17 protein-coding genes are annotated in these 21,120 nt (G+C 69.6%); 5 read left to right on the forward strand and 12 right to left on the reverse strand.

Annotated elements, in window-relative coordinates; all coding sequences use genetic code 11:
* Nucleotides 1-13: 13 nt before the first annotated feature.
* From ACYBYQ_RS17570 to ACYBYQ_RS17580, 3 genes are all read right to left on the reverse strand, one after another.
* Nucleotides 14-628 (reverse strand): superoxide dismutase, encoded by a 615-nt coding sequence (locus ACYBYQ_RS17570; RefSeq protein ID WP_459615734.1) that lies wholly within the window; start codon nucleotides 626-628, stop codon nucleotides 14-16.
* A 272-nt stretch (nucleotides 629-900) separates the two neighbouring features.
* Complete coding sequence (locus tag ACYBYQ_RS17575) at nucleotides 901-2,103, reverse strand: BaiN/RdsA family NAD(P)/FAD-dependent oxidoreductase (protein ID WP_459615735.1); 1,203 nt, start codon at nucleotides 2,101-2,103, stop codon at nucleotides 901-903.
* A 9-nt stretch (nucleotides 2,104-2,112) separates the two neighbouring features.
* Nucleotides 2,113-3,066 (reverse strand): helix-turn-helix domain-containing protein, encoded by a 954-nt coding sequence (locus tag ACYBYQ_RS17580; RefSeq protein ID WP_459618815.1) that lies wholly within the window; start codon nucleotides 3,064-3,066, stop codon nucleotides 2,113-2,115.
* 139 nt (nucleotides 3,067-3,205) lie between these two features.
* On the opposite strand from ACYBYQ_RS17580, the gene ACYBYQ_RS17585 reads away from it, so the two are divergent.
* Entirely contained in the window at nucleotides 3,206-4,132 is a 927-nt protein-coding gene (locus ACYBYQ_RS17585) for a DMT family transporter (protein ID WP_459615736.1), read from the forward strand.
* On the opposite strand, the gene axcR is transcribed toward ACYBYQ_RS17585, so the two are convergent.
* Nucleotides 4,098-4,958, reverse strand: coding sequence for a putative beta-lactamase transcriptional repressor AxcR (gene axcR, locus ACYBYQ_RS17590; RefSeq protein WP_459615737.1), 861 nt, complete (start codon nucleotides 4,956-4,958; stop codon nucleotides 4,098-4,100). The two genes, ACYBYQ_RS17585 and axcR, sit on opposite strands and share 35 nt — an antisense overlap.
* Nucleotides 4,959-5,109: 151 nt before the next feature.
* Here axcR and bla point away from each other — a divergent pair, with 151 nt between their 5' ends.
* A complete protein-coding gene (gene bla, locus ACYBYQ_RS17595; RefSeq protein ID WP_459618816.1) occupies nucleotides 5,110-5,961 on the forward strand; it encodes a class A beta-lactamase in 852 nt (283 codons plus the stop codon).
* A 25-nt stretch (nucleotides 5,962-5,986) separates the two neighbouring features.
* Here bla and ACYBYQ_RS17600 read toward each other — a convergent pair whose 3' ends face one another.
* On the reverse strand, nucleotides 5,987-8,248 hold the full coding sequence (locus ACYBYQ_RS17600) for an Orn/Lys/Arg family decarboxylase (protein WP_459615738.1): 2,262 nt from the start codon (nucleotides 8,246-8,248) through the stop codon (nucleotides 5,987-5,989).
* Between the two features lie 139 nt (nucleotides 8,249-8,387).
* Nucleotides 8,388-8,846: a hypothetical protein gene (locus ACYBYQ_RS17605; protein WP_459615739.1), complete on the reverse strand. Its 459-nt coding sequence runs from the start codon at nucleotides 8,844-8,846 to the stop codon at nucleotides 8,388-8,390.
* Nucleotides 8,847-9,027: 181 nt separating this feature from the next.
* On the opposite strand from ACYBYQ_RS17605, the gene ACYBYQ_RS17610 reads away from it, so the two are divergent.
* The gene (locus tag ACYBYQ_RS17610; protein ID WP_459615740.1) at nucleotides 9,028-9,432 is read left to right on the forward strand and encodes a VOC family protein; all 405 of its coding nucleotides are present in this window, start codon (nucleotides 9,028-9,030) and stop codon (nucleotides 9,430-9,432) included.
* Between the two features lie 28 nt (nucleotides 9,433-9,460).
* On the opposite strand, the gene dcd is transcribed toward ACYBYQ_RS17610, so the two are convergent.
* The 4 genes from dcd to apbC form a co-directional block, all read right to left on the reverse strand.
* Nucleotides 9,461-10,024, reverse strand: coding sequence for a dCTP deaminase (dcd, locus tag ACYBYQ_RS17615; RefSeq protein ID WP_012250980.1), 564 nt, complete (start codon nucleotides 10,022-10,024; stop codon nucleotides 9,461-9,463).
* A gap of 63 nt (nucleotides 10,025-10,087) precedes the next feature.
* Complete coding sequence (locus ACYBYQ_RS17620; RefSeq protein ID WP_459615741.1) at nucleotides 10,088-13,651, reverse strand: translocation/assembly module TamB domain-containing protein; 3,564 nt, start codon at nucleotides 13,649-13,651, stop codon at nucleotides 10,088-10,090.
* A complete protein-coding gene (locus ACYBYQ_RS17625) occupies nucleotides 13,648-15,561 on the reverse strand; it encodes an autotransporter assembly complex protein TamA (RefSeq protein WP_459615742.1) in 1,914 nt (637 codons plus the stop codon). Before ACYBYQ_RS17625 ends, ACYBYQ_RS17620 begins: the two co-directional genes overlap by 4 nt.
* Before the next feature lie 3 nt (nucleotides 15,562-15,564).
* The gene (gene apbC / locus ACYBYQ_RS17630; protein WP_459615743.1) at nucleotides 15,565-16,653 is read right to left on the reverse strand and encodes an iron-sulfur cluster carrier protein ApbC; all 1,089 of its coding nucleotides are present in this window, start codon (nucleotides 16,651-16,653) and stop codon (nucleotides 15,565-15,567) included.
* A gap of 101 nt (nucleotides 16,654-16,754) precedes the next feature.
* On the opposite strand from apbC, the gene ACYBYQ_RS17635 reads away from it, so the two are divergent.
* Nucleotides 16,755-17,009, forward strand: coding sequence for a hypothetical protein (locus ACYBYQ_RS17635; protein ID WP_459615744.1), 255 nt, complete (start codon nucleotides 16,755-16,757; stop codon nucleotides 17,007-17,009).
* A 310-nt stretch (nucleotides 17,010-17,319) separates the two neighbouring features.
* A complete protein-coding gene (metG, locus tag ACYBYQ_RS17640; RefSeq protein ID WP_459615745.1) occupies nucleotides 17,320-19,410 on the forward strand; it encodes a methionine--tRNA ligase in 2,091 nt (696 codons plus the stop codon).
* 114 nt (nucleotides 19,411-19,524) lie between these two features.
* On the opposite strand, the gene ACYBYQ_RS17645 is transcribed toward metG, so the two are convergent.
* Together ACYBYQ_RS17645 and ACYBYQ_RS17650 are read right to left on the reverse strand one after the other, a co-directional pair.
* Entirely contained in the window at nucleotides 19,525-20,274 is a 750-nt protein-coding gene (locus tag ACYBYQ_RS17645) for a sulfurtransferase (RefSeq protein ID WP_459615746.1), read from the reverse strand.
* On the reverse strand, nucleotides 20,271-21,065 hold the full coding sequence (locus tag ACYBYQ_RS17650; RefSeq protein WP_459615747.1) for an META domain-containing protein: 795 nt from the start codon (nucleotides 21,063-21,065) through the stop codon (nucleotides 20,271-20,273). Before ACYBYQ_RS17650 ends, ACYBYQ_RS17645 begins: the two co-directional genes overlap by 4 nt.
* Nucleotides 21,066-21,120 lie beyond the last annotated feature (55 nt).

Below are 21,120 nucleotides of genomic sequence, written 5' to 3' on the forward strand. Positions count from 1 at the left end.
CTCTCCGGGAGATTTATCCGCGCGCGGCCTCGTAGCGGCGCGCGACCTCGTTCCAGTCGATGACATTGTAGAACGCGCCTATGTATTCAGGCCGGCGGTTCTGGTACTTGAGGTAGTAGGCGTGCTCCCAGACGTCCAGGCCCAGCACGGGCACGTTGCCGTGCATCAGGGGGCTGTCCTGGTTCGCGGAACTTTCTACCACCAGCTTGCCCTGCGGCGTCACGCTGAGCCAGGCCCAGCCGCTGCCGAAACGGCTGAGCGCGGCCTTGGTGAAGGCGTCCTTGAAGGCCTCGAAGCCGCCGAGTTCGGCGTCGATCGCCTCGGCCAGGCGGCCCTGGGGCTGCCCCCCGCCCTGGGGCGACATCACCGTCCAGAAAAGGCTGTGGTTGGCGTGGCCGCCGCCATTGTTGCGCACGGGCCCGCGTATGCCCTCGGGCAGGGCGTCCATGTCGGCGAGCAGCGCCTCGACCGGCTGGTCAGCGCCGACGCCGGCGCCTTCCAGCGCGGCATTCAGGTTATTGATGTAAGTCTGGTGATGCTTGGTGTGGTGGATTTCCATCGTCAGCGCGTCGATGTGCGGCTCGAGCGCATCATAGGCATAAGGCAGGGAAGGCAGGGTATAGGCCATGTCGATCTCCGGTTCTGCTTCCCGGGCAGGAAGCGGTGTCAGGAAACAATCCCGGGCCCCGGAGGCCCGGCGTCAAAACAACGGCGCAGCATCTTCCGTGCCTGCTGGAAGGGCCGTGCATCGTGGCATGCAGCCCATTCCATGCGCTCGCCTTTCCATCGTGCCGGGACATGACCCGGGCACCACTCAGATGATAGTGATTTTCATTCTATATGAAGTGCGGCACCGCTGTCCGCACCCGGAAGCGCAGCCGCATGACGGCCCCGCCGCAGCTAGAGCGCGCGGGCGCAGGCCACGGCCGAAGCCCAGGCCCACTGGAAGTTGTAGCCGCCGAGCCAGCCCGTGACGTCCACCGCCTCGCCGATGAAGTACAGCCCCTGCACCTCGCGTGCCTGCATGGACTTCTGGTCCAGGCCGCGCGTGTCGACACCGCCGCGCATGACCTCGGCCTTCTTGTAGCCCGCCGTGCCGGTGGGCACCAGCTGCCACCGATGGATGCGCGCCCCCAGCTCGCGCAGGGCACGGTCGGGCAGGTCGGCCAGCCGGCTGCCCGCCAGATCCGGCGCGCCGTCGCCACCGGCCGACTGCAGCCAGCGTTCGGCCAGCCGCTTGGGCCACAGCGAGGCCAGCACGGTGTGCAACTGCTGGCGGCTGCCGGCCTTCATTGCCAGCAGTTCGCCGCCCAGGTCGCGCCCCGGCGCGAGATCCAGCACGATCGGCTCGCCGGGTTTCCAGTAGCTGGAGATCTGCAGGATGGCGGGCCCCGACAGGCCGCGATGCGTGAAGAGCAGGTCCTCGATGAACTCGCCGCGTGCCCGGCCCGTGCCCGTATGCAGGCCGACCTCCAGCGCCACGCCGGACAGCTCGGCAAAGGGCTTCCATTGCGCCGGGTCGAAGGTCAGCGGCACGAGCGCCGGCCGCGGCTCGACCACCTTCAGGCCGAACTGGCGCGCGATGCGCAGGCCGAAGTCGGTCGCCCCCAGCTGCGGAATCGCCATGCCGCCCGTGGCCACGACCAGCCGCCCGGCGCGTATCGGGCCGTTATCGGTGCGCAGCACGAACGCCTCGGCCTCGCGCGCGATCTCCTGCACGCGGCACGGCATGCGCCAGTTCACGCCGCCCTGCGCGCACTCCGCGCGCAGCATCTCGATGATGGATTCGCTGGAGTCGTCGCAGAAGAGCTGGCCGCGATGCTTCTCGTGCCAGGGGATGCGATGGCGGCGCAGCAGGTCGAGGAAATCCCGCGGCGTGTACCCGGCCAGCGCCGAGCGGCAGAAATTCGGGTTCTCCGACAGGAAGTTGGCCGGACCGGCGCCCAGGTTGGTGAAATTGCAGCGTCCGCCGCCCGAGATGCGGATCTTCTCGGCCAGTTTCCCGGCGTGGTCGAGCAGCACCACGCGCAGGCCGCGCTGGCCGGCCACGGCAGCGCACATCATGCCGGCGGCGCCGGCGCCCAGGATTGCTACGTCGTACATGGGGAGATTCTAGGTGTTGCCGCCGCCGGCAGCCGGGCGCCACACCCGGCGGTACGCATTGGGCGTGGCGCCCACGCTGGCGCGGAAGCGATGGCTGAAATGGCTGACGTTGGCGTAGCCGCAGCGCGTGGCGATGTCGGCCAGGGAAAACTCGGTGGTGCGCAGCAGCGTGCGGGCGCGGTCCAGGCGGGCCTGGGCGATCCACGCATGCGGCGGCAGGCCGAACGATACACGGAACATGCGCGCCAGGTGGAACTCGGACAGCGCGGCCACCTCGGCCAGGTCGCCCAGCGTGAGCGGCTGCGTCAGACAGGTATCGATGTAGTCGCGCAGGCGTCGGCGCACCGCCGCCGACAGGCCGCCCTTGGGCGCCGGGCCGCCCCGGGTCACGCTCTGGCCGCGCAGCAACCGGCTCAGCACCTCATGGGCAGTCTGGTTGGCGCGCAGCCGGCCATCGGCGTCGTCCCAGGCATGGCAGGCCAGCGAGCGGCACAGTTCGGCCAGGCCTGCATCCTCGAAATAGGTGCGATCGGCCAGGGTCAGTTCGCGCGGCTCGCGGTCCAGTTCCACAATGGCCCGCCGCGTGAAGTGCTCGGGCAGGAAATACAAGTGCATGAAATGCATGTAGCCGCGCACCCACCAGCGCGATTCGTGCTCGCCGGGCAACGCGCAGAGTTTGCTGGGCGCGCCGTACTGGCCGGGCAGGCGCTGGCGCTCGGTGCGGTAGCCCCCGTCCAGGTAGCACGACAACGTGTGGTGCCCGGGCCGCACGTAGGCCGTCTCGACCTCCTCGGTGCGGCGCGTCCAGATCGCGACGGCCAGCTGGTCGCCCAGCCAAGCGAAGCGTTCCAGCGTGGAATCGGCGGCGGCCAGGGTATGGCAGACCGACTGCAGCCCGAAGGGCGGCTCGTCGGGCAGCACGGCGGCGGAGTCGGCAGGGTTCACGGAGCAAGACATGGGCATGCGATGCGGACAGTATAGGGACATGGCGGGGACACGGCGTTGCGGTTGGCTCGCCGCCCGGAACAAAAGCGCAAGCCTGGACAATCGGGGCCTTCGCCCGGCGCGCAGAATTCCGATCCCGTCTTCCATTTTGTCCGCCATGAATGTCGCGCTGTACCTGCTGACCGTGCTGATCTGGGGCACGACGTGGATCGCCATCAAGTGGCAGATCGGTGCCGTGCCGCCGCCGGTATCCATCGCCTGGCGCTTCGCCATCGCCGCCGCAGTGCTGTTCATCCTGCTGCGGCTGCTGCGCCGGCCGATGCGGCCGCCCGCCGGCGCCTGGGGCTTGCTGCTCGCCCAGGGCCTGGCGCTGTTCTGCCTGAACTTCCTCTGCTTCTATTACGCGGAGCATTACGTGGCCAGCGGCCTGGTGGCGGTGGTGTTCTCGCTGGCGCCGCTGATGAACGCCGTCAACGGCCGCCTTTTCATGGGCCGTCCGCTGCAGCCGCAGGTGGTGGCTGGGGCGCTGCTGGGATTGACCGGCATCGCGGCGCTGTCGGTCCAGCAGATGGCCGGCCACCTCGACGACGCGGATACGTGGCTCGGCATGGGGCTGGCGGTGCTGGGCACCCTGTGTTTTTCCACCGGCAACCTGCTGTCGACGCGCATGTCGGCCATGGGCCTGCATCCCCTCTCCGCCAACGCCTGGGCCATGCTGGTCGGCGCGTCGGTGCTGGCGCTGGGCAGCGTGGCGGCCGGGCTTCCGCTGGGCCTGGAGGCCGACGCGCGCTATCTCGGCGCCCTGCTCTACCTGGCGATCCCGGGGTCGGTGATCGGCTTTACCACCTACCTGGTGCTGGTCGCGCGCATCGGGCCCGACCGCGCAGCGTATTGCACGGTGCTGTTCCCCTTCGTGGCGCTGGCCGCCTCGACGCTGTTCGAGGGCTATGTGTGGTCGCCGCTGGCCGTGACCGGCCTGGCGCTGGTGGTGGCGGGGAACCTGGTGGTGTTCGGCGCGCCGCGCAGGATCATGGCGGCCTGGGCCGCCGCTACGCGCCCACGGCCCGATGCATCCAGCCGCTGAAGGCCTGCATGGCGGCGTTGGGACGGCGGCTGGCGAGGCGCGTCAGCCAATAGCGTCCTGTCTCCACCTCCAGCGCAAAGGGGCGCTGCAGGCGTCCGGCCAGGAACTCGCGCTCGAACAGCCGCGTGGGCAGCAATGCAATGCCCGATCCCTGCGCGGCCGCATCGGCCAGCACCAGTGAAGAATCGAACATCCAGCCCTGCAGAGTCGGCGGCTCGAGCCCGGCGGCGCTGAACCAGGCCGGCCATTCGTCCGGCCGGTACGAACGCAGCAGTGTTTCATGCAGGATGTCGCGCGGCGCGCGCAGGCGGGCGGCCACTGCGGGCGCGCAGGCCGGCGACAGCGGCGCGGACAGGAGCGGCTGCGCGTCGATGCCGTGCCAGTTGCCGTCGCCAAACCGGATGGCCAGGTCCAGGCCTTCGCCCGCCAGGTCGACCCGGTTGTTGTTCGAGAACAGGCGCAGGTCCACGTGCGGATGCAGGCCCTGGAACTCGCGCATGCGCGGCAGCAGCCAGCCCACGGCGAACGTGCCGACCACGCCCACCGACAGCACCTGGCGACGCACCTTGCCGCGATAGCCTTGCAGCGCGCCGCTGATGCGGTCGAAAGACTCGGACAGCACCGGCACCAGCGCCAGGCCTTCGTCGGTCAGCACCAGCCCGCGCGGCACGCGGCGGAACAGCGCGACGCCCAGCCGGGCCTCGAGAGTCTTGACGTGCTGGCTGACCGCGGCCTGGGTCAGGTTCAGCTCCTGCGCAGCGCGCGTGAAACTGAGGTGCCGCGCCGACACCTGGAACGCCCGCAACGCATTCAGTGGTAGGTCCATGCCCGCCCCAGCCATAAGTTTTTCCATGGAATCATCGCAATTATTCCCGTTTGTCCGCGCCCGGGTCCAGCCCCTAGCATGTAGCCGCCTTTCCAAGGAGGACACATTGATTACGAGACGGAACTTCACCGCCGCCGCCCTGGTGGCCGGCATGCTGCCGGCCCGGGCATGGAGCCGGACCAACAAGAAAAACCGTTGGCCGGCCGAGCGCCTGGCTGAACTGGACCAGGCCCTCGCGCGCCTGGAAAAGCAAAGCCAGGGCCGGCTGGGCGTGGCGCTGACCGACACGGCCAGCGGCCAGACCGCCGCCTATCGCGGCGACCAGCGCTTCATGATGCTGAGCACGTTCAAGACCCTGTCGGCGGCATACATCCTGGCACGCGCCGATCGCGGCGAGGACCGCCTGGACCGGCGGGTGCCCATCGTCCCATCGGATCTGGTGGAACATGCGCCCGTCACGTCGAAGCACGTCGGCCCGCGCGGCATGACGCTGGCCGAGTTGTGTCACGCCGCCGTCACCACCAGCGACAACACGGCGGCGAACCTGATGCACCGGAGCTACGGCGGGCCGCAGGCGCTGACGCGCTTCGTGCGCGGGCTGGGCGACACCGTTACCCGCCACGACCGTCACGAGCCGGAACTGAACGTGCCCCATGCCGGGGAACCCCTGGACACCACCAGCCCGCGGGCGATGAACCGCACGCTGGGCGTGCTGCTGTTCGGCCGCGCGCTGGCGCCCGAGTCGCGGCAGTTGCTGCGAGGATGGCTGGAGGCCAGCGTGACGGGCGCCACGCGCCTGCGCGCCGGCCTGCCGGCAGGCTGGACGGTGGGCGAGAAGACGGGCACGTACTCGCGGGTGGGCGGCAATGATGCCGGCTTCGCACAGCCGCCGGGCGGCTCGCCGCTGCTGATTTCCGTCTATCTGGAAACCACGGCGGTCCCGCCTGCGGAACGCGACCGCATCATCGCGGACGTCGGCAGGCTGGCGGCCGCGCTGCCCTAGCGCGGCGAGGGGAGCCGGGCCGGGTTCAGTCTTCCTTCAGGCAGTCCACGTAATACCGCTTGGTGCCGTCGGGCGCCGTCTCGTCGGCCAGGCCGTGGATGTACGTTTCGAAGCCCGGGAAGCGCGAGTTGAACTCGCGGGCGAACTGCAGGTACTCCACGATGGTGCGGTTGAAGCGCTCGCCCGGGATGAGCAGGGGAATGCCCGGCGGGTAGGGGGTGAGCAGCACGCCGGTGACGCGGCCCTCGAGTTCGTCGACCGCCACGCGCTCCACCTCGCGGTGCGCCATGCGCGCAAAGGCGTCGGACGGCTTCAGCGCCGGCACCATGTCGCTCAGGTACATCTCGGTGGTGAGCCGCGCCACGTCGCGCTCGCGGTACGCCTCGTGGATCTGCTGGCACAGGTCGCGCAGGCCCATGCGCTCGTACTGGCGGAAATCGCGGCAGAACTCGGGCAGGATGCGCCACATGGGCTGGTTGCGGTCGTAGTCGTCCTTGAACTGCTGCAGCGCGGTCAGCAGCGTGTTCCAGCGGCCCTTGGTGATGCCGATGGTGAACAGGATGAAGAAGGAATAGAGGCCGGTCTTTTCGACGACCACGCCGTGCTCGGTGAGGTACTTCGACACCAGCGCCGCGGGAATGCCGGTTTCGCCGAAGCTGCCGGAAATGTCCAGGCCCGGGGTGATGACGGTGGCCTTGATCGGGTCCAGCATGTTGAAGCCGTCGGCCAGGTCGCCGAAGCCGTGCCAGTGCGCCCCCGACTCCAGCACCCACTCCTCGCGGTTGCCGATGCCCTCGGCCGGCAGCCGGTTTGGCCCCCATACCTTGAACCACCAGTCGTTCTTGCCGAACTCCGATTCCACCTTGCGCATGGCGCGGCGGAAATCCAGGGCCTCGCGGATGCTTTCCTCGACCAGGGCGGTGCCGCCCGGCGGCTCCATCATGGCCGCGGCCACGTCGCAGGACGCAATGATGGCGTACTGCGGCGACGTGGAGGTGTGCATGAGGTACGCCTCGTTGAAGACGTTGCGATCGAGCTGGCGGGTCTCGGACTCCTGCACGATGATCTGCGAGGCCTGCGAGATGCCGGCCAGCAGCTTGTGGGTGGAGTGCGTGGCGAACACCATGGCGTCCTTGCTGCGCGGGCGGTCCTGGCCGATGGCGTGCATGTCCTGGTAGAACTCGTGGAACGCGGCGTGCGGCAGCCAGGCTTCGTCGAAATGCAGGGTGTCGACGTAGCTGCCCAGCTTTTCCTTGATCATCTCGACGTTGTAGATCACGCCGTCGTAGGTGCTCTGGGTAAGCGTGAGGATGCGCGGCTTCTTGTTCAGCGCCTCGCGGGCGAACGGGTTGGCCTCGATCTTCTTCATGATGTTTTCCGGCTCGAACTCCTCGAGCGGAATGGGGCCGATGATGCCCATGTGGTTGCGCGTGGGGCGCAGGAACACCGGGATGGCCCCCGTCATGGTGATGGCATGCAGGATGGACTTGTGGCAATTGCGGTCCACCACCACCACGTCGCCGGCGGCCACGTTGGCATGCCACACCACCTTGTTCGAGGTGGACGTGCCGTTGGTCACGAAGAAGCAGTGGTCGGCATGGAAGATGCGGGCCGCGTTGAGCTCGGACTCGGCCACCGGGCCAGTGTGGTCCAGCAGCTGGCCGAGCTCGTCCACCGCGTTGCAGACGTCGGCGCGCAGCATGTTCTCGCCGAAGAACTGGTGGAACATCTGGCCCACCGGGCTCTTCAGGAAGGCCACCCCGCCCGAGTGCCCCGGGCAGTGCCACGAATAGGAACCATCCTGCGCGTACTTGACCAGCTCGCGGAAGAACGGCGGCGGCAGGCCGTCGACGTAGCTGCGCGCCTCGCGGATGATGTGCCGGGCCACGAACTCGGGCGTGTCCTCGAACATGTGGATGAAGCCGTGCAGCTCGCGCAGGATGTCGTTGGGGATGTGCTCGGAGGTGCGCGTCTCGCCGTACAGGTAGATGGGGATGTCCGCATTGCGAAAGCGCAGCTCGCCGATGAAGGAGCGCAGGTTCTTGATCGCGCTGGCCACGTCCTCGGGCGAGGCATCGTCGAACTCTTCGTCGTCGATCGACAGGATGAAGGCGCTGGCCCGGCTTTGCTGCTGGGCGAACGAGCTGAGGTCGCCGTAACTCGTCACGCCGATGACCTCCACGCCCTCGGCCTCGATCGCCGCGGCCAGCGCGCGCACGCCCAGGCCCGAGGCGTTCTCGGAGCGATAGTCTTCGTCGATGATGAAAATGGGGAAGCGGAATTTCATGCGGGCGCTCCAGGGGCTAGGCGGGACGGACCGGAGTGTACTGCTAGACCGCTACGGCCAGTTGACGCACGGTCGTAGCGCGGCGGGCCGCTGCGAACGCATTGTAGGACGACGGGGAAGGCTGCCACGAGGCCGGGCGTCAGCGCACGACTTCGGAGCGGGCGGCGCGCACCGCGTCGACGTGGCGCGCGTAGAACGCCGGCAAGGGCTCGGGCTCATGGCCGGCAAGCCGGCGCTCGACGTGGGAGATGGCGCAAAGGCACACCGCGAACTCCGGCTCGCCCACCACCAGCACCACAGGGTCCTCGTCATCGCAGACCTCGTACAGCCCGCCGTGGCAGCCCCGCGCCACTTCGTACACGTAGGCGGCAATGCCGACGCGCTGCAGCGGCGTCAGGGTGAATTCACCACGCTGCACCTGCAGCGCCACCTGGTCGAGCCGGGCCAGGCTGCCGGGGCTGTAGTCGAGGATCTGCTGCGTTTCGAGGGGCAGCGCCTGCCGCACGGCCTCGGCCGCGGTACGGACCCGTTCGACGAAGGCGTCCTGCACACCGGGATCGACCTGTGGCGGCGCTGCCTTTCTGAGGAAACCGAACATGGCTGACTCCTGCGCGGATCGCCGCGCATGCGACAGTTTCATTATAGGAAGCGCTATCCTGCTGGCCAGCGGCCCGGCGCCTGCCCGCCGCGCACGGTTACCAAGGCCAACGCGATGTCACATCCCCCCGGCGCGCAGCGCGCGCCCGCGTTGTACCTGCACAACGGCAATGGAGGCCTGCATGGACCTGCTGGTGAATATCGACGTGGACGATCTCGGGATCGCCGAACGCTTCTACACCGCTGCATTCGGCCTGCGCCCCGGCAGGCGCTTCGGCACGGCCGGGCTCGAGCTGCTGGGCGCCTGCGCCCCGCTGTACCTGCTGCACAAGCCGGCCGGCACGCAGGCGGCGCCCACCACCCCGCAGCGCCGCGACTATGCGCGCCACTGGACACCGGTACACCTGGACTTCGTGGTGCCCGACGCGGACGCAGCCGTACAGCGCGCCGTGCGGGCAGGCGCGAAGCTGGAGGACCCGCCCTGTTCGCACGACTGGGGCCGCATCGCACACCTGTCTGACCCGTTCGGGCACGGCCTCTGCATCCTGCAGTTCACCGAACGCGGCTACGACGCCATCGCCACATGAGCCATACCGACGACGCCGAACCCGCAGTTCAGGTGCGCGGCAGCGTGACGCCGCGCTGGCCCTGGTACTTGCCGCCGCGATCGCGGTAGGAGGTTTCGCAGACCTCGTCGCTTTCGAGGAACAGCATCTGGGCGCAGCCTTCGCCGGCGTAGATCTTGGCGGGCAGCGGGGTGGTATTGGAGAACTCCAGCGTGACGTGGCCCTCCCACTCGGGCTCGAGCGGGGTCACGTTGACGATGATGCCGCAGCGTGCGTAGGTGCTCTTGCCCAGGCAGATGGTGAGCACGCTGCGCGGAATGCGGAAATACTCCACGGTGCGCGCCAGCGCGAAGGAGTTGGGCGGGATGATGCAGACGTCGCCCTTGAAGTCGACGAACGACTTTTCGTCGAACTGCTTGGGATCGACGATGGTGGAATTGATGTTGGTGAAGATCTTGAATTCGTCGGCGCAGCGCACGTCGTAGCCGTAGCTGCTGGTGCCGTAGCTGACGATCCGTCCGCCATTGGCGGTGCGGACCTGGCCGGCCTCGAACGGTTCGATCATGCCGGCCTCGGCCGCGCGGCGGATCCAGCGGTCGCTTTTGATGCTCATGGGTAGGCGCCTTTAGGGAATGGCCGGTATTTTATCCGGTCGGATGGCGCCCCGACGGGCGCCTCAGTCGTCGATCAGCACACGGTACACCAGTGCCAGGCCGTTGACGCCGCCGGCCTTGAGGTCCAGTGACAGCCCGCGCGCGAGCCGGTAGCTGGCCCGGCCCACCGTCTCGGTGCCGGCCAGGGCCTGCTCCACGCTGAGCGTGATGCCGTTGGCGAAATGCTTGCTCGCGACCAGGAACTGGGTGGAGAGGTCGCTGTCGCCGACCTGGTTGACGTCGCCGGCAACGGTGCGATCGGGCAGCAGGCTGCCCGACGAGCCGATGGCGCCGGAACGCACGCTGACGTCGTCCAGCCCGAATTGCCGGTAGAACGGCTGCCCGCCGCCCAGCAGTGCCGTGCCGACCGACAGCAGCAGCGCCGTATCGCCGCCGCCTTCGTCGGGCCCGCGCCCCAGCACCAGCCACGAGAGCTTCTCCACGTCGCTGACATCGGGGTAGGACACCAGGTCGATGCGGGGACGCTGGGCCGTGCCCGACACCCGCACGCCCGCCTCGACCTGGTCGCCCGTGCGCAGCGCCTCGATGTCGAGCAGCGGATTGTCGATGCGCCCCTGGAACGTGATGGTGCCGCGGCGCAGCCGCAGTTTCTGCCCATAGGCCTCGATCCCGCCGCCCCGGGTGCGCAGCGCCCCCATGCCGGTGAGGCGGCCCTCGGCCATCATGACGCGGATGCTGCCCACCACGCCCGCGTCCAGGCCCATGCCGGTGATGTAGAAGCGCGGCCCCATGTCGAAGTTCAGGTTCATGGCGAGCTGCATGGGGGTGGACGCGGCTTCCTCCTCGCCGGCGCGGACCACGCGCACGTCGTCATCCAGGGTGGGCACGCCCTGCAGGATCTCCAGGCTGACCCAACCCGCATCGGCCTTGAGGTCGCCGGTGACGACAAGGCGCGGCAGCTCTGCCTGCAGCGCCACCTTGCCCGATATCATGGCGTAGCGGTCCGAGCGCTGCAGCGCCGGGAAGCGGTGCAGGGTGAGGTCCACGTTGCCGCGGGAGGCACTGAGTTCCCAGACGCCGGAGGCCTCGATATAGCCGTTCTTGGCGTCCGGGTCGGAGGTGATCCAGGTGCGCGTGCGCCACTCGTCGGGCATCACGCGCAACGAAGCCGGAAAGCGCAGCGAGTCCAGGAAGAACCGGTCGCCGTCGAGGCGGGCGCGCAGCGTGCCGTCGATCAACCGCACGCCGTCGTCCACGCGCACCACGCGCAGGCGCTCGCCCCGCACCGAGCCCGAGGCCGACCACTTGCCTTCCAGCGTGCCCTGCGCCTGCAGCGCGGCATCCACCTGCCCGCCGACCTCGATGCTGTCGCCGGTGAACAGCCCCACCCAGGCCAGGTCGTCGATGTCCGCATCCAGCGAGGCGCGGATCGGCTGGCGCGGACCGAGCGCAAGCCCGTTGAGCACGGCGCTGGCTTGCGCGCCTATCGTGCCCATTTTTTCCGTGGCGACGTCCAGTGCCGCCTCCAGCCTGCTGGTAGCCGCGCCGGTCGGCGTGGCCTTGAGCTGCAGCGCCAGCCGCCTCAGGCCCAGCGCGATGGGAGGATCGCCCGGGATCATCAGGTCGCCGTCGCGGCGGGCGATGCGCGCCGTGCCCGACAGCGCGCCGGCGAATCGCAGGTCCCAGTCCAGGTCCAGGGCGATGCGCCGCACGGCGTCGGATTGGCGGGCATGGACATGGCGGGCTTCGCGCCGCGCGCGCTCCGCCGCGGCGGGGTCCAGCGCGCGCAGCACCTGGCGCACCATGGCCGCGGTGATCACCAGATTGTCGGCACTGCCCTTCGTCTCCCAGCGTCCGCCCGCTACGCGCGATCCGCCATGCTGCAGCACCGCCTGCTGCCTGTCGGGAAAGCCCAGCAGCAAGGTCGTGGCGCCGATTTCCGCTTGCCAGCGCGGGGGCTGCGCGCCGGGCAGGATGGCCACGTCCAGCGGCTTGCCGAACTTCAACCCGAAGCCGGCCGTGTCGACCTCCAGGCGCCCCAGCGTGCCGCGCCAGCCCGCGAGGGCGGGCTGCCCCTGCTCGCCCGGCTGTTCGCCCCAGCCGCCCTGCAGTTCAAGATTGGCGCGCACCGGCGCCTGGCCCAGCCTGTCTGCGCGCGCCTGGGGCGGCGCATAGCGGGCCTGCAGGGTGGCGCGATGACGCGCCGCCACGCCATCCAGCGCCGCCTTCAGCGTGACCGCTCCCGGCAAGCCGGGCCAGAAAGCTGCCAGGCGCGGCGCATTGACGTCGAGCGCCAGCTTGCCTGCCGTCGCGCCCAGCATGCCCGAGGCCTGCACGCGATTCGGGCCCAGGCGCAGGTCCGTGTCCAACCCGTCGATGCGCCATCCCGCGGGCAGGCCGGGCACCGGCGGTGCGGCGGGGGCGCTTCCCGCCGCCGGGGCATCGGCCTGGAGGCGGCCGGCCAGCTTGCCGGACAGCGGCTGGCCGTTCCAGCGGCTGCCTTCGTCGAATACCAGGTCCAGGCTGGCGCGTCGCAGCGTCTGGAGATTGGCCACTTCGGCGTCCAGCCCGGCGCGCGCGCTCAGCACACCCGCGGGCATGCCGGGGCCGAGCAGCCCGCCCACGTCGAGTTTCTCGGCCTGCAGCGTGGCCACGACCCGGTCCACGCCGGGCTCGCCCCCCACGGCCTGCCAGTCCAGCGTGGCGGCCAGCACCCGCTTGCCGTCGTTCGACAGCAGCAGGTTGGCATTGCGCAGGGGAAACGCCGCACGCGGCGCGAGTCCGGTCCGGGCCTGCAGGCCCAGGGCGCCCCCCTGGCCGTCGACGGTGACGTCGACCACGTCCAGGCTGCCGTCGGCCTGCAGCGACATCTGCACGGGGCAGTCGGTGGGATCGGCATCGGCTGCGCCGACGGCTTGCGCCAGTCCGTTGCGCGCCATCCACGCGTTCACGCACAGCGGCGAGTCCGCCCCCGTTCCCCAGGCCGACACGTCGAGCCGCGCCTGGAAAGGCCAGGGGTCGGCCAGCCCGGTGAGCGCCATGTCGCCCTGCAGGGCGGCGCGGGCCCAGGGGTGGTCCATGTGCAGGCTGGCGATCTGCAGGCGCGCGCCCTGCGCGTCGGCGGCCAGGCTGGCCACCAGGTCGTGCAGGGCCACCGGCAGCGGCTGCCCGTCCTGCGTGAGCGAGAAGGCCCCGACGGCGAAGCGATCCACGGCCACCGCGACGGGCAGCGCCACCTTGCCCGGGGGCTGCGCCGCGGGGTCCTCGGGCGCGGGCGCCGCGCCTGCCAGCGCCACCTTCACCTGCCCGGCCGATACCTCGCGCACATGCAGCCGGCGATGCCGCAGCGCACGCCAGTCCACGTCCAGCCGCAGCCCCGTGACGTCGACCTCGGTGCCGTCGAAGGCCAGCCGCAGGCTGCCCACGTCCAGGCCGCGCAGCAGCGTGCCGCGCACGTCGCGCGCTTCGCCGCCCAGCAGTTCCACCGCGCCGCCAAGCAGCATGCGCGTGCCGTGCTGCGTGCCGGCCAGCCAGAACAGCAGCGCGACCGCGAGCGTGGCCACCATGACCAGGCCAGGCAGCCACCACACCACGACATGCCGCAGGACGGCCCGCAACGCCTTCAAAATGCAATCCCCAGGGAAAAGTGCAGGCGCAGGTCGCGCTCGCGCTGTCCGTAGGCGAGATCGAGGAACAGCGGCCCCGCCGGCGTGCGCACGCGCGCGCCCACGCCGTAGCCGAGGGCGACGTCCATCTCGCCGAACGACGTGGCGGCATCGCCCGCGTCGACGAAGACGCCCATGCCCCAACGCTCGTCGAAGTAGTGGTCGTATTCGATGCTGGCCACGGCCAGCGTGGGCGCGCCCACCACGGCGTCGTCCTTCTCCAGCCCCAGGCTGCGATAGCGATAGCCGCGTATGGTGCGTGCGCCGCCCGTGCGGAAGCCGAAGTCGTCGGGAATGCGCGTGGCTTCGCTCGACCAGATGCGGCCGACTTCGCCGCGCACCGTGAGCACGTCGCGCTCGCCCACCGGCCACCATTTCTGGGCACGCAACTGGGCGCGCGTGAACGGCTTGCCGGTATCGAGCGCCACGCCCAGCCCGCCGCCCACCGCGATGAGGTTGCCTTCGCGCGGGTCGTACTTGTTGTCCACGTCGCGCCTCAGCCATTCGGCGGTGAGGGTGGCGGTGGGCAGGTCATAGGAGTCGCCGCCGTCGATCCGCACATGATCATGGGCCAGCAGGGCGCCCCAGCGCGTCTCGTATTCGACCCGGCTGCCGCCGGCGCCCTTGCGCTGCTGCAGGCGCGTGGCGCCGAGCGCGTAGCGGGTCACTTCCAGGCCCTGGATGTCGGAACGGTCGGCCAGCACGCCGTAGGAATCCTTGTAGCCGCGTTCGTCGGGAGGCAGGTTGAAGTCCAGGAAGGCTCGCTGGCGCAGCCGATCGACGCCGAAGCCGGTTTCCATGGTGACCGGCAGCCCGAAGACCACGTTCTGACGGTAGATGGACTCGAGCCGCACGCCAGCCTCGTCGTCCACGCCCAGCGATACGGCGGCGCGCTTGGGCGGCGCCTCGACCACCCGTACCTCCACCGGCAGCGTGACCTCGCCCTGCGAGTCGGGGCGCGGGGCGCCGCTCACGCCAGGCGCGCCCGACACCCGTGGATCGCCGGCAGGCTCGGCCGCGGCCATGCCGGAGGAGCCCGGCGGCCGCGCCGCATCGCCCGGCTGCGGCGCCGGTGGCTGCGGGGACTCGGCCGGCGTGTCGAGCACGGAAGGGTCCAGCGAGACGAAGGCGCCCCGGAAGAAGGCCGTGGTCTGCAACGACTGCTGCCAGTCGTCCAGCTTCTGCTGGCTGTAGACCGAGCCCGGCGTATACCGCACGTAGCGATCGATGAGGGACTCCGGCACGCGCTCCAGCCCCTGGACCTTCCTCTCGCCCATGCGCACCAGCGGGCCGCTGTCGATGGACACCGACAGGCGTACGCGCGCCCGCTCGGCATCCACCTGGGCCGCGGAAGCGGTCAGGCGGGCCAGCAGGAAATCACGGTCGGAGACGGCTTGCAGCAGCTCGGACTTGGCCTTGTTCCAGTCGGCGTTGATGAAGGGCTTGCCGGGAGCCAAAGCCCAGTCGCGCCGCCAGGCGGCAACGCGCTCGGCGTACTCGGGCCGCGCGACGCGTCCGGTGAAGTCCAGCTCCACCGATTCCACCTCGGCGCGCGGTCCCGTCTGGATGACGATGTCCCAGGTTTCGCCGCCCACGTCGGTGCCCGGCGTGAGGGTCACCGTGGGCGTGAAATAGCCTTGCGTGGCCAGGGCTGCGAGCGCGGCGTCGCGGGCGCGGCGCCGCAGGCGATTGATCTCGCCGCCATCCTGGTCGGCGGCCAGCCGGGTGATGGCCGCGACCGCCTCCGTGATGGCCTGCAGCGCAGCAGGCGGGGCGCCACCGGGATCGATGACGACCTCCGGAACCTCCGCCCTGGCCGTGCCGGTGAGCAGGGCCAGGGTGGCCGCGAAGGTGCATGCCACCCACCGCATCGGTCAGGTTGGCGCCTGGACCACGACGGAAGGAAACTTGCCCGCCATGTCGCGCGGCAATGCGGCAACGCCGGCAGCAAGCTTGCGCGCTATGCCGCGATACAGGGCGGCCGCTTCGCTGCCGGGGTCTGCCACCACGGTGGGCTTGCCCGCGTCGGTCTGCTCGCGTATGCCGAGCGCCAGCGGCAGGCTGCCCAGCCATGGCACCTGGTACTGCTCGGCCATGCGGCGGCCGCCGCCCTCGCCGAAGATGTGCTCGGCATGGCCGCATTGCGAACACACATGGATGGCCATGTTCTCGACCACGCCCAGCACCGGCACTTCCACTTTCTGGAACATGCGCAGGCCCTTGCGCGCATCGAGCAGCGCGATGTCCTGCGGCGTGGTGACGATGACGGCGCCCACCACCGGCACCTTCTGCGCCAGGGTGAGTGCGATGTCGCCCGTGCCGGGCGGCATGTCGACGACGAGATAGTCGAGGTCGTCCCAGTTGGTCTGGCGCAGCAACTGCTCCAGCGCCTGCGTGACCATGGGCCCGCGCCAGATGGCGGGCGAATCGGCGTCGATGAGGAAGCCGATGGAATTGGCCTGCAGCCCATGGCCGCGCAGCGGCTCCATGGACTTGTTGTCGCGGCTCTCCGGACGGCCCGAGATGCCCAGCATGGTGGGAATGCTGGGGCCGTAGATGTCGGCATCGAGCACGCCCACGCGGGCGCCGTCGGCAGCCAGCGCCAGCGCCAGGTTCACGGCCGTCGTGCTCTTGCCCACGCCTCCCTTGCCGGAGGCCACGGCCACGATGTTGCGCACGTTGGGCAGCGGCTTGAGCCCGCGTTGTACCGCATGCGCCGCCACCTGCCAGCCCACCGAAACGCGCGCATCGGGCACGCCCGCCGCTGCCAGGGCCTGCCGGGCTGCTTCCCGCACTGCCGCCTCGGCATGCGCGGCGGGATAACCCAGGGAGATATCCACCTCGACTCCGCCGGCGCCGATGCGTATGTCACGATCTTTTACACCGTGATGGAGCGCCAAACCGGTTTCAGGATCTTTCGCGGCGCGCAGCGCGTCGCGGATTTGCTCTACCGTTATACTCATTACAGTCTGATTTCCACAGGCAGCACGGGAATTCCGTCGCCGATACCCGCAAGGATAGCGGATAGGCGGGAACCTTTAGCCGGGTTTTACATCCTACCCCCATGACCGATCTCCTCTCCCGCTTCGTGCGCGCCGTCTGTTTTGCCCTGCTTGGCCTGGTGGGCATGGCCATGGCGCTCGTCTTCATGGCATCGACGGCAATCGCGGTCGGCGTGCTCTACATCGTGGCCAAGGTCCGCGGCAAGCCGTTCGGCGTGCGCGCCTACTGGAGCCAGCGCCAGTCCGCACGCCCCGGCTCGTTCCAGGACGCCCCCCGCGGCGACGTCATCGACGTCGAAGTACGCGAAGTACGCTAACCGGGTCGTCCGCCGGCGCGCGCACGTGCCGCGCGCCCGGCGCCCCCGACACGCCTGCTGCCCGCGCGCGGCCGATTGCGCTGCGCGTGTCGGCGTCGGGCCGCGCCGTGCAATGGCAGCCGCGGCCTGGTGGTGGGCACACGCTTCCCTTCCAAAACCTGCATGCGCAGACCGCATGCCAATGCCCGGGCTCACGGCAGGCCGGGGCGGGGTGCGCCGAAAGGCCCTAAAATGCCCGGTCGAGCTTTCGGCAACCCGGGTGCGCCACGCGCCATCCGCGGTTGAATTCACTGCAACCCGTCGATCCGCCATGTCACGCACGCTATTCGTTACCACCGCCCTGCCCTATGCCAACGGCTCGTTCCACATCGGCCACATCATGGAATACATCCAGGCCGACATCTGGGTGCGGGCGATGCGCATGGCGGGGCATACGGTGCACTTCGTGGGCGCCGACGATGCGCATGGCGCGCCCATCATGCTCAAGGCCGAGAACGAAGGCATCACGCCCGAGCAGCTGGTGGCGCGCTACGCGGCCGAACGTCCGCGCTACCTCGACGGCTTCCACGTGCGCTTCGACCACTGGCACTCGACGCACTCGGCCGAGAACGTCGCGCTGTCGCAGGAGATCTATCGCGCGCTCAAGGCGCAGGACCTGATCGAGACGCGCACCATCGAGCAGTTCTACGATCCGGTCAAGGGCATGTTCCTGGCCGACCGCTACATCAAGGGCGAGTGCCCCAAGTGCCATGCCAAGGACCAGTACGGCGATTCCTGCGAGGTCTGCGGCTCGGCCTACGCACCCACCGAGCTGATCCAGCCCTACTCGGCACTCACCGGCGCCACGCCGGTGGTGAAGTCGTCCGAGCACTTCTTCTTCAAGCTGTCCGACCCGCGCTGCGTGGCCTTCCTGCGCGAATGGACCGCCGGCAGCAGCGCCTCGGGCGCCCCCCACCTGCAGGCCGAGATGCTGGCCAAGACGCGGGAATGGCTGGGCAGCGACGATGCCGACGCCAAGCTGGGCGACTGGGACATCTCGCGCGACGCCCCGTACTTCGGCATCGAGATCCCCGATGCGCCGGGCAAGTATTTCTATGTGTGGCTCGACGCCCCCGTCGGCTACCTGGCCTCGCTCAAATCCTATTGCGCCAAGACCGGCCTGGATTTCGACGCGCTACTCGACCCCGCCGGCGCCACGGAGCAGGTGCACTTCATCGGCAAGGACATCATCTACTTCCACGCCCTGTTCTGGCCGGCCATGCTGAAGTTCGCCGGCCGCAAGACCCCCGACGCGATCAACGTCCACGGCTTCATCACGGTCAGCGGGGAGAAGATGTCCAAGAGCCGCGGCACCGGCATCTCGCCGCTGCGCTATCTGGAGCTGGGCATGGACGCCGAATGGCTGCGCTACTACATGGCCGCCAAGCTCAACGCCCGCGTCGAAGACCTGGACTTCAATCCCGAGGACTTCGTGGCGCGCGTGAACGCCGACCTGGTCGGCAAGTACGTGAACATCGCCAGCCGCGCCGCCAACTTCATCACCCGGCATTTCGACGGCGCCCTGGGCTACGCGGGCGACACGGTGGCGCTGGGCGCCGAATATGCCGCCCAGGCCGAGGCCATCCGCGCCGCCTTCGAGGCGCGCGAATACAACCGCGCCATCCGCGAGATCATGGCGTATGCCGACCGCATCAACCAGGCCTTCGACAGCGCGCAGCCCTGGGTGCTGGCCAAGGGCATCGCCACCGCCGACGACGCCACGCGCACGCAGTTGCAGGACATCTGCTCTCGCGCCCTGGCAGGCTTCAAGGCGCTGTCGGTCATGCTGGCCCCCGTGCTGCCGGCGCTGGCCTCGCGCGTGGCGCGCGAGCTGTTCGGCGGCGAGCGCGATTTCACCTGGGAAGACGCCGGCGTGCTGCCGCAGCGCGTGGCGCCCTTCAAGCACCTGATGCAGCGCGTGGATCCCAAGATGCTGGAAGCGCTGTTCGAGGCGCCGGCCAGCAACGCTGCGCCCGCCGAGGAGGCACCGGCCGTGGTCCCCGGCGGCGAACCGCTGGCCGAAACCATCGGCATCGACGACTTCGCCAGAATCGACCTGCGGGTGGCCCGCATCGTGGACTGCCAGCACGTCGAAGGTTCCACCAAGCTGCTGCAGCTCACCCTGGACGTGGGCGAAGGCCGCCATCGCAACGTCTTCTCCGGCATCAAGTCGGCCTACAAACCCGAAGACCTGGTGGGCAAGCTCACCGTCATGGTCGCCAACCTGGCGCCGCGCAAGATGAAGTTCGGCGTATCGGAAGGCATGGTGCTGGCCGCCAGCCATGCCGACGAAAAAGCCGATGCCGGCATCTACGTGCTGGAACCCTGGCCCGGCGCCCAGCCCGGCATGCGCGTGCGCTGACCAGCGGTGAGCCCCTTGCCGGGGCCGGGGTGTTCAGTCGAGTCGCGGCCGCGCTGGTGTCTGACACCAGGTTTCAGTCTGGAGTGAAAGCTGGTGTCAGACACCTTCGTGGGGTCAGGCCTGGGGCGCCAGGGTGGGGTCCAGGGCCACGCGCTCGTCGAAGACGAAGCAGTTGCCGTGGAAGCCTGTGCCGCCGGTCTCCTCGAAGTACTTAAGAATGCCGCCTTCGAGCTGGTAGACGCGGGGCACGCCCGCCTGCGCGAGGTAGATGGCGGCTTTTTCGCAGCGTATGCCGCCGGTGCAGAAGCTCACGACGGTCTTGTCCTGCAGTTCGGCCAGGTGGGCCTGCGCCGCCGCCGGGAACTGGGTGAAGCGCGCCAGCCGCCAGTCGGTTGCGCCCGCGAACGTGCCGGCGTCCACTTCGAAGGCATTGCGCGTATCGAGCAGCAACAGGGGCCGGCCGTCATCGTCGGCGCCCTGCGCCAGCCAGCGCGCCAGCGTGGCGCTGTCCACGCTGGGCGCGCGCCCGGCGGCGGGGCGTATGGCGGGATGATCCATGCGGATGATCTCGCGCTTGATCTTCACCAGCATCTTGCCGAACGGCACCTGCGCGGACCAGCTGGTCTTGGCCTCCAGGTCGGCGAAACGCGCGTCTGCGCGCAGCCAGGCCATGAAGGCTTCCAGGGGAGCCGGTTCGGCTGCCAGGAACAGGTTGATGCCTTCGGGCGCGAGCAGCACCGTGCCCTTGATGCCCGCGCCGCGAGCACGCTCGAGGATGCGGGTACGCAGCTCGGACAGGCCATCGAGCTCCACGAACTTGTAGGCGGCGATATTGGCGATGCGCTGCGGCATGGCATCCGTCATGGCGTCTGCACCCGTTGCTCGATCACCGCATCGAGGATCCAGCGCACTTCCGGCGCGCCGGCCTGCGGCTGGGGATCGCGCTGCTCGACCACGCGCAGGCGGTATTCGATGCCCGGCTGGTACGCGAAACCCAGGATGTCGCCGTGCCAAAGCTGCCAAGGCTGCGAGACATCGTCGCGCACCTGATAGCAACGGGACCGGATGGCGCCCGTGCCGCATGGCGCCTGGCGTGCGGCGACGTACACCAGCTTGGTGGCGCCCTGCTGCCCGCCCACCACGGGATCGGCACGCCGGCCGAACTCGAGCACGTCGCCCGAGCCCAACGCCAGGGTGAGCCGCTGCGGACCGGGCACGCCGTCGAGCCGGCTGGCCCGGATGTCGGTGAGCGCGGCGAGATAGTCGCGTTCGCGCTGCATGGCCTCGGCATCGGCGCAGGCCATGCGCGTGGTCATGGGAGCCTGGGGCACCACCAGCAGCCCGTTGGCCATCGTGTACGTGCCGGAATAGCGGTTGCAGCCTGCATGACCCGACAGCACGGGACGTCCGTGCTCGCGCGTGAACTCCAGGGTGATGGGGCGGCTGCTGGACGTGGGATGCGGGACCGGCCGCAGCGTGCCGCCGGGACGCGTCCAGCGCGCCAGCTCCCAGTGGGTCTGGGCCAGCGCGTCGGTGCGCGCCGCCAGCGCGGCCGCAGAGCCCGGCGCAACGCCGGGCGACGAGCTGGCGCAGGCCGCCAGGACCAGCGGCAGGCAGGCCGCCAGCAGGCGGCCGGGCAATGACGATACGGGCATGCACTTCTCCGGACGGCGCCGGGACGCGGCCCGGCCAAGCCGCCATTTTAGGCGG

The sequence above is a fragment of the Bordetella sp. 2513F2 genome, assembly GCF_054642735.1.